Raw genomic sequence first — 419 nt, forward strand, 5'->3', positions numbered from 1 at the left:
TTGGCGGCTTGAAGCAGGTCGGTGGTGTTGGTTGATTCGAGGACGCCGCGCATGTTGGCAATCGTGGTGGCATCGTCAGTTATGGAGAGTGTGTTGGGGCCTTGTTCCCGGTAGGTGATGCGCACACCTGGTTTGGCTATGCGCTTGGAGCGTAGTTCTTTCAGGCGTGTGGCGGCGACGGTGGGGATGCGGTGTGCGGGTGTTCCTGCGAGTTTGATTCGCAGGTTCCAGGCGTCGAGGGTTTTCTTGACTTTTGCGGTGTAGGACTCGATGAGTGTGAGGGTGCCGAGGCTGTGGCGTTGTTGAAGGGCTGCGGTACGGGCTTTGCGTTGCTTGCCGCTAAAGCGGGTGGGCCCGAAATACACCTGGTTAAGCTTTGCAAGCTCGGCAGCATCGGAAGCAGAGGCGCCGAGCGCGCG

General features: G+C 59.9%; 1 pseudogene. It reads right to left on the reverse strand.

The features are described from left to right. Nucleotides 1–419, reverse strand: a pseudogene (locus tag HMPREF2792_RS01085) (HNH endonuclease); the annotation flags it as partial.

The sequence above is a fragment of the Corynebacterium sp. HMSC068H04 genome, from assembly GCF_001811255.1.
Taxonomy (GTDB): domain Bacteria; phylum Actinomycetota; class Actinomycetes; order Mycobacteriales; family Mycobacteriaceae; genus Corynebacterium; species Corynebacterium hesseae.